General features: G+C 39.0%; 5 protein-coding genes. All 5 read left to right on the top strand.

The window, feature by feature from the left end; translation table 11 throughout:
* The first annotated feature begins 109 nt into the window (after positions 1 to 109).
* The 5 genes from uvrB (at position 110) to HLH16_RS01840 (ending at position 6,405) form a co-directional block, all read left to right on the top strand.
* Positions 110 to 2,134 (top strand): excinuclease ABC subunit UvrB, encoded by a 2,025-nt coding sequence (uvrB, locus tag HLH16_RS01820; RefSeq protein WP_131287018.1) that lies wholly within the window; start codon positions 110 to 112, stop codon positions 2,132 to 2,134.
* A gap of 125 nt (positions 2,135 to 2,259) precedes the next feature.
* Positions 2,260 to 2,847: a lipocalin family protein gene (locus tag HLH16_RS01825; RefSeq protein ID WP_131286861.1), complete on the top strand. Its 588-nt coding sequence runs from the start codon at positions 2,260 to 2,262 to the stop codon at positions 2,845 to 2,847.
* A 134-nt stretch (positions 2,848 to 2,981) separates the two neighbouring features.
* Positions 2,982 to 3,911: an EamA family transporter RarD gene (gene rarD, locus HLH16_RS01830; protein ID WP_171528012.1), complete on the top strand. Its 930-nt coding sequence runs from the start codon at positions 2,982 to 2,984 to the stop codon at positions 3,909 to 3,911.
* A gap of 259 nt (positions 3,912 to 4,170) precedes the next feature.
* Complete coding sequence (locus HLH16_RS01835) at positions 4,171 to 5,628, top strand: glyceraldehyde-3-phosphate dehydrogenase (RefSeq protein ID WP_171528013.1); 1,458 nt, start codon at positions 4,171 to 4,173, stop codon at positions 5,626 to 5,628.
* 402 nt (positions 5,629 to 6,030) lie between these two features.
* Positions 6,031 to 6,405: a winged helix-turn-helix transcriptional regulator gene (locus tag HLH16_RS01840; RefSeq protein ID WP_171528014.1), complete on the top strand. Its 375-nt coding sequence runs from the start codon at positions 6,031 to 6,033 to the stop codon at positions 6,403 to 6,405.
* Positions 6,406 to 6,877 lie beyond the last annotated feature (472 nt).

The following is a 6,877-nucleotide window of genomic DNA, read 5'->3' on the forward strand; positions in this document are numbered from 1 at the left end:
TGAACGAAATCTACTGAATCAGCAAAATACAGAAATATAGGGGTGCTGATGTTGCATGTTGGTTTTTAGCCCTCATACTATGAATGTTATGTCGTTGAAGATGGATACTATGCAGGATAGTCAGCAACCTTTTGAATTAGTGACCAGCTATCAACCCGCTGGTGATCAGCCACAAGCCATTGAAAAACTGGTCAGTGGTATTGAAAAAGGCTATCACGATCAGTTGCTATTAGGGGTAACAGGTTCGGGGAAAACCTATACCATGGCCAATGTGATTGCTCAGACTCAACGTCCAACCATTGTCATGGCGCACAACAAAACCTTGGCTGCACAGCTGTATGGCGAATTTAAGTCATTTTTTCCGAATAATGCGGTTGAGTATTTTGTCAGTTATTACGACTACTATCAGCCTGAAGCCTATGTTCCATCTTCCGATACCTTTATTGAAAAAGATTCTGCCATTAATGATCATATTGATCAGATGCGACTTTCAGCAACGCGCGCATTATTAGAGCGTCGCGATGCCATTATTGTGGCTTCGGTTTCTGCGATTTATGGTTTGGGTGATCCCAATGCCTATATGAGCATGTTGCTGCATATTGTACAGGGCGATCGAATCAGTCGTGATGACATTATTCGTCGTCTGGTTGAAATGCAATATACTCGTAATGAACTGGAATTTTTACGTGGTACCTATCGTATTCGCGGTGAAATTATGGATATTTTTCCGGCCGAATCGGATCAAGATGCCATTCGTATCGAACTGTTTGATGATGAAGTTGATTCCATCCGCTGGTTTGATCCATTAACCGGGAAAATGGTGCGTAAAGTACCGCGTGTCACGATTTATCCTAAAAGTCATTATGTCACTCCAAAAGATAACTTGCAGCGCGCCATCGGCACCATTCGTGAAGAATTGAAAGAGCGTTTAGTCTTCTTTCGCGAGCATGATAAATTACTTGAAGCTCAACGCATCGAACAGCGTACCCGTTATGATTTGGAAATGATGCAGCAGTTGGGTTATACCAACGGGATTGAAAACTATTCACGGCATTTGTCTGGTCGTCCATCGGGTGAAGCCCCTCCGACCTTATTCGATTATATCCCTGACGATGCTTTACTGATTATTGATGAATCGCATGTGACGGTTCCGCAAATTGGCGCGATGTATAAGGGTGACCGCTCGCGTAAAGAAAATCTGGTCAATTATGGTTTCCGTTTACCGAGTGCACTGGATAACCGCCCGATGCAATTTGAGGAGTGGGAGCGCATTATTCCGACCACGATTTATGTCAGCGCAACCCCGGCAAAATATGAGCTGGAAAAATCCGAGCAAATTGCCGAGCAGGTGGTTCGTCCAACCGGTTTGGTCGATCCTGAAATTGAAATTCGTCCAGTTTTGACCCAAGTCGATGATGTACTTTCAGAAATCAATCTGCGTAAAGATTTGGATGAACGTGTTTTGGTCACCACACTCACCAAGCGTATGGCAGAAGATTTAACTTCATATTTAAAAGAATATGGGGTGAAAGTCGCTTATTTGCATTCAGATATCGATACGGTAGAGCGGGTGAAGATTATTCATGACTTACGTTCTGGTGTGCATGATGTGCTGGTCGGCATTAACCTGTTACGTGAAGGTCTGGACATGCCAGAAGTATCTTTGGTCGCGATTCTGGATGCTGACAAAGAGGGTTTTTTGCGCTCTGAACGCTCACTGATTCAGACCATTGGTCGTGCAGCACGTAATGTAAAAGGTAAAGCGATTCTTTATGCTGACCGCATCACCGATTCCATGCGAAAAGCGATTGATGAAACGGATCGACGTCGTGCTAAACAAATCGAGTTTAATACGCTGCATGGGATTACGCCGCGCAGTACAAAACGTCAAAACAATAAAGATATTGATACCGGTGAAGTACTGACTGATGATCAAATTGATGAAAAAATCTCGGATCAAGCACGTGCTTTAAGTGCGGATGACCGTCATATTCTGGCCGATCCTAAGTTGCTGGCCAAGCATATGTCCAAACTGGAAAAAGAGATGTTAAAAGCATCAAAAGAATTGCAGTTTGAACAGGCGGCACGACTGCGTGATGAAATTGTCCGTTTAAAAGCACAGATGCTAAGTTAGCTGGATAAGTAATTTTTTACAGCAAAATCATTACATAACACTACAGTATCACTCAGTTGGAATGGTTATTTTTAAATGGATATTCATTTTTATAAATCTTAAATTTTGACTGGAAAGGTAGCTTTATGACAACGAATGATCTTCCTAAAGCCGGCATTAAACTGGCTAAAATTGCTGTCGGTGGAGTCGTGCTCATTGGCTTGGGTATGGCCACCATGGCTTATGCAAAAAACAAGACCTTACACACTGTTGAAAAAATTGAATTGGATAAATATCTCGGTGTTTGGTATGAAGTTGCCCGTAAGCCAATGTACTTCCAAAATAAGTGTGATCGTGATGTATCTGCTATTTATACCTTAAATGAAAATGGCAATATTGGGGTAGATAACCGTTGCTATACTAAAGATGGACAATTAAATGAGTCTGTCGGTGAGGCGTTTATTCAAAATGCGCCATTTAATACCAAGTTGAAAGTCAGCTTTTTGCCGGAATCTGTTCGCTGGTTACCGGTAGGACGTGGAGATTATTGGGTTCTAAAAATTGACGATGCTTATCAAACGGTATTGGTCGGTGAGCCACGTCGCAGATATCTGTGGGTACTGTCTCGTTCAGCACAACCGAATCAAGCTGTAGTAAAAGAATATCTGGATTATGCCCAATCGATAGGTTATGACATTAGTGATGTGATTCATACTAAACAAACCCAAAAGTAATCTTAAAAGATTGATTGATCAAACCATGCTTCGGCATGGTTTTTTTATTATATGGTCAATTTGAAGGGTGAATGATCAAGTTTTCTGGGTGTGAAATGTTTATAATGCCGACGAGATCAATCCAGAGATGAAAGATGTATAAAGGCGTAGCTTTGTCTGTATTGGCATCGGTCACTTTTGGGGTTTTATATTTCTATACTCAATTCTTAAAACCTTTAGATAGCGAACAGACATTTGCCTGGCGTATGTTAGCCACACTGCCATTTCTCACTTTATTTATGTGGTGGAGCGGTGATTTAAAACATATCGCAGAAATTTTTAAACGGATTTTTAAGCAACCGACTTTTTTGATCTGGCTGATTGTCAGTTCAGTATTATGTACCACACAGCTTTGGTTGTTCTTGTGGGGACCGATTAATGGGCGTGGTTTGGAAGTCTCTTTGGGCTATTTCTTATTACCGTTGGTGATGGTGCTCATTGGTTGTGTACTTTACAAAGAAAAACTGTCCAAATGGCAAATTGCTGCAGTGATTTTTGCTAGTGTCGGTGTTGGGCATGAGCTATGGCGCATTGGTAGTATTGCTTGGGAAACGGTATATGTTGCCGTTGCCTATCCGATCTATTTCTTTTTAAGACGTGCTTTTAAAACCGACCACTTGGGTGGTTTCTGGTGGGATTTATTTTTAATCCTTCCGGTCGCTATTTATTTAGCAACTGTCTATAGTGACTCTTTTGCTTTAATTGGGCAATTTCAGCACTTAATCTGGGCTGTTTTGGGATTAGGCTTTTTAAGTGCTTTGGGACTGGGAAGTTATATTCTGGCAAGTCGTTATTTGCCTTTTGTTATATTTGGATTGTTAAGCTATTTAGAACCGGTATTACTTGCCTTTGCATCCATTGCTTTAGGTGAAAGGGTGGAATTGGCAGAATGGTTGACTTATATTCCAATTTGGTTGGCAGTGTTACTTCTGATCGTCGAAGGTTCAATTAATTTGATCAAGCGACAGCGGAAGCAAAAGTCATTAGCACAAAATCTGGAAAATTATCAAGATCGCTTAAAGTAAACGGTCTCTGCTTTTGAGTTTTGTCTGATAAAGCAACATTTGAACCTAATTTATTATTTTGGTCTGAAATGTGGTGGTCTATAGCTTTCGATATGAAAATCATAAAAATAATTACAACTATTTTGTCAATTTATAATGAATATATAGCAAAATGTGCCAGACAAAATCAGCTTTTGATTCAAACTTCCGGACAATTCCTTTACAATTGCCGGGTTTTGAAATTCATGCCTAGATATACAATTAATTAGAGGACGTATCTGTGAGCAAAGAGACTATCATCGCCCTACATGCAGATCACCAAGGTCGCTGGAAAAACCGTGAAGAAATCGCGGAGCATATGATTGCCTTAATTGGTCAGTTGTATCGTGAAAAAAATATCGTGACTTCGGTATTTGGTCGTTCTTTAGTTAACCGTTCAGTAATCCAGATTTTAAAAGCACACCGTCGTACCCGTGTGATGGATGTTGAACTTTCTGCGGTTAACACTTTCCCCATTCTAGAAGCATTGGCTAAAGTTGAGAAAATTGGTTCTGCTGAAATCGATCTAGGTAAACTTGCGGTTGAATTTAAAGAAAAAGGCGGCGACATCGATGCATTTGTTGCAGATGCTGTTAAATCTTTAGAAGGCAATCCTGCAACTGTTGAACCTAAAGATGTGGTTCTTTACGGTTTCGGTCGTATCGGTCGTATCCTTGCCCGCTTGATCATTGGTCAATCAGGTCTTGGTCGTGGTTTAAGCCTTAAAGCAATCGTTGTTCGTAAATCATCTGATGGTGATTTGGAAAAACGTGCCTCTTTACTTCGTCGTGACTCAATTCACGGTCCATTTGCAGGCACAATTTCTGTAGATGAAGAAAACGAAGCAATCATTGCTAACGGTAACTTCATTAAAGTCATTTACGCTTCAAGCCCAAGCGAAGTGGATTACACAGCTTTTGGTATCAATAACGCTTTAGTAATTGATAACACAGGTAAATGGCGTGATGCTGAAGGTCTTGCTGAACACTTGAAATGTCCAGGTGTTGCGCGTGTTGTATTGACTGCTCCAAGTAAAGGCGAAATGAAAAATGTGGTGTATGGCGTAAACCATACTGACATTTTAGATGAAGACAAAATCATTTCTGCTGCTAGCTGCACAACAAATGCAATTACGCCAGTATTAAAAGTGTTAGATGACAAATACAAAGTGCTTAATGGTCACGTTGAAACTGTTCACTCTTTCACAAATGACCAAAACTTGATCGACAACTACCATAAGGCAGATCGCCGTGGTCGTGCTGCGACTTTGAACATGGTAATTACTGAAACTGGTGCTGCGAAAGCAGTTGCTAAAGCTCTTCCTGCGCTTAAAGGCAAGTTGACTGGTAACTCTGTACGTGTTCCGACTCCAAACGTATCACTTGCTATTCTTAACTTAACCCTTGAGAAAGAAGTTGATCGTGAAGAAGTGAATGAATACATTCGTCAAATCTCAATCAACTCAAGCCTTCAAGGTCAAATTGGTTATACAAATTCTACTGAAGTTGTATCTTCTGACTTTATCGGTTCACGTACTGCAGGTGTATTTGATGCGCAAGCAACAATCACTTCAGGTACTCGTTTAACAGCGTATGTTTGGTACGATAACGAAGTGGGTTATAGCTGCCAGGTATTACGTATCGCTGAACAAATGTGTGGCGTAAGCTATCCAAAAGTTCCTGCTGAAACAAATGCATAATTTGTAAAGTAGTAAAAAGAGCCTCATTTGAGGCTCTTTTTTTTGTTTTCTAAAGTTAAAAATTGAGCTGTTATCTAAATTTTCTCATTTAAATTAACTCCATTCGCTTTTGAAAAAATATGACTTTTCTTTCAAATAGTCATTAGGAGGCTTTGTGATCTAGACAGGGGCGGTTTTGAGTTTGCTTTATGAAATTTGATTTACTCAATCATTTTAAAATAATTACATTTTTTGTTAACCAAACATTCTTTTAAGTGTTATGTCTCATAATTTTTATTCTAAAAAAACGGTAAATTGATGGTTTTATATACTTAAACAACTTATCTTGTTATAGTTTATAGTAGCTTGCTTAAGGTAAGTATATATATAAAAGTAAGTTAAGAATAAAATTGGAGAACATGGATGAGCACCTACGCAACCAGTCATTTACTTGGACAAGTTTTATCTAATGAGTGTCCTTCACGTGAAATATTGGAACACTTAACCACCAAATGGTCTGTGTTAGTTTTACGATGTTTAAGTGATGGTGTGCATCGTTTTAGCGAGTTGAAACAGCGCATAGAAGGGGTGAGTGAAAAAATGCTGGCGCAAACCTTAAAAGTATTGGAAAAAGATGGTTTTCTGATTCGTACGGTTTATCCTGTCGTGCCACCGAAAGTAGAATATCAACTGACTATTTTGGGTGCTCAGGCAGCTGAAAAGATGACAATGCTCATTGGTTGGATTGAACGAAATTTGCCTGAAATTTTGGAAAATAAACAACGTGTTGCTAAATAATAGCAGTGAGTAATTTAAATGCTTTATACAATATCTCAGTGAAGGGACTTTATTTAAAAGTGTCTGCTAATTGATATAAGTCCAAAATGAAGCTTCACAAAATGAGAAAAATGGCTTTATTTTTAATTAAAATTTTTGAAAACTTAAACTGTAATTTGATATTTAAAAAATGTAAAAATTGAATCCTGGAAGGAGAGGCAATCGCTTTGAGTAAATCATTTAAGTGAAAATATTCCTGCATTATTTTTAGTCATTTCTTGAAATCTGTAAGCGTGAATTTTAGATTGAAGTTTATTTGAAGGATTAAAATATAAAGTAAGTGAAATTTAACCCAAAGTAGGTTTTTTTAACTAGGGCCTGTCATCAATTAGCTTGAGAAAATCTAATCTGTCCTCATTATTTTTTCATGACTAAACGCTATGCATTAAGAGATGATCAGTGGCAACAGATTAAGGATCTGTTGCCCGGACGA

Source organism: Acinetobacter sp. ANC 5378 (assembly GCF_013004315.1).
In the GTDB taxonomy this organism is placed as follows: Bacteria; Pseudomonadota; Gammaproteobacteria; order Pseudomonadales; family Moraxellaceae; genus Acinetobacter.

Excerpts from the sequence above, each read along its gene's own strand:
- uvrB (WP_131287018.1), top strand. The coding sequence starts at position 110 with ATGCAGGATAGTCAGCAACCTTTTGAATTAGTGACCAGCTATCAACCC.
- HLH16_RS01825 (WP_131286861.1), top strand. The coding sequence starts at position 2,260 with ATGACAACGAATGATCTTCCTAAAGCCGGCATTAAACTGGCTAAAATT.
- rarD (WP_171528012.1), top strand. The coding sequence starts at position 2,982 with ATGTATAAAGGCGTAGCTTTGTCTGTATTGGCATCGGTCACTTTTGGG.
- HLH16_RS01840 (WP_171528014.1), top strand. The coding sequence starts at position 6,031 with ATGAGCACCTACGCAACCAGTCATTTACTTGGACAAGTTTTATCTAAT.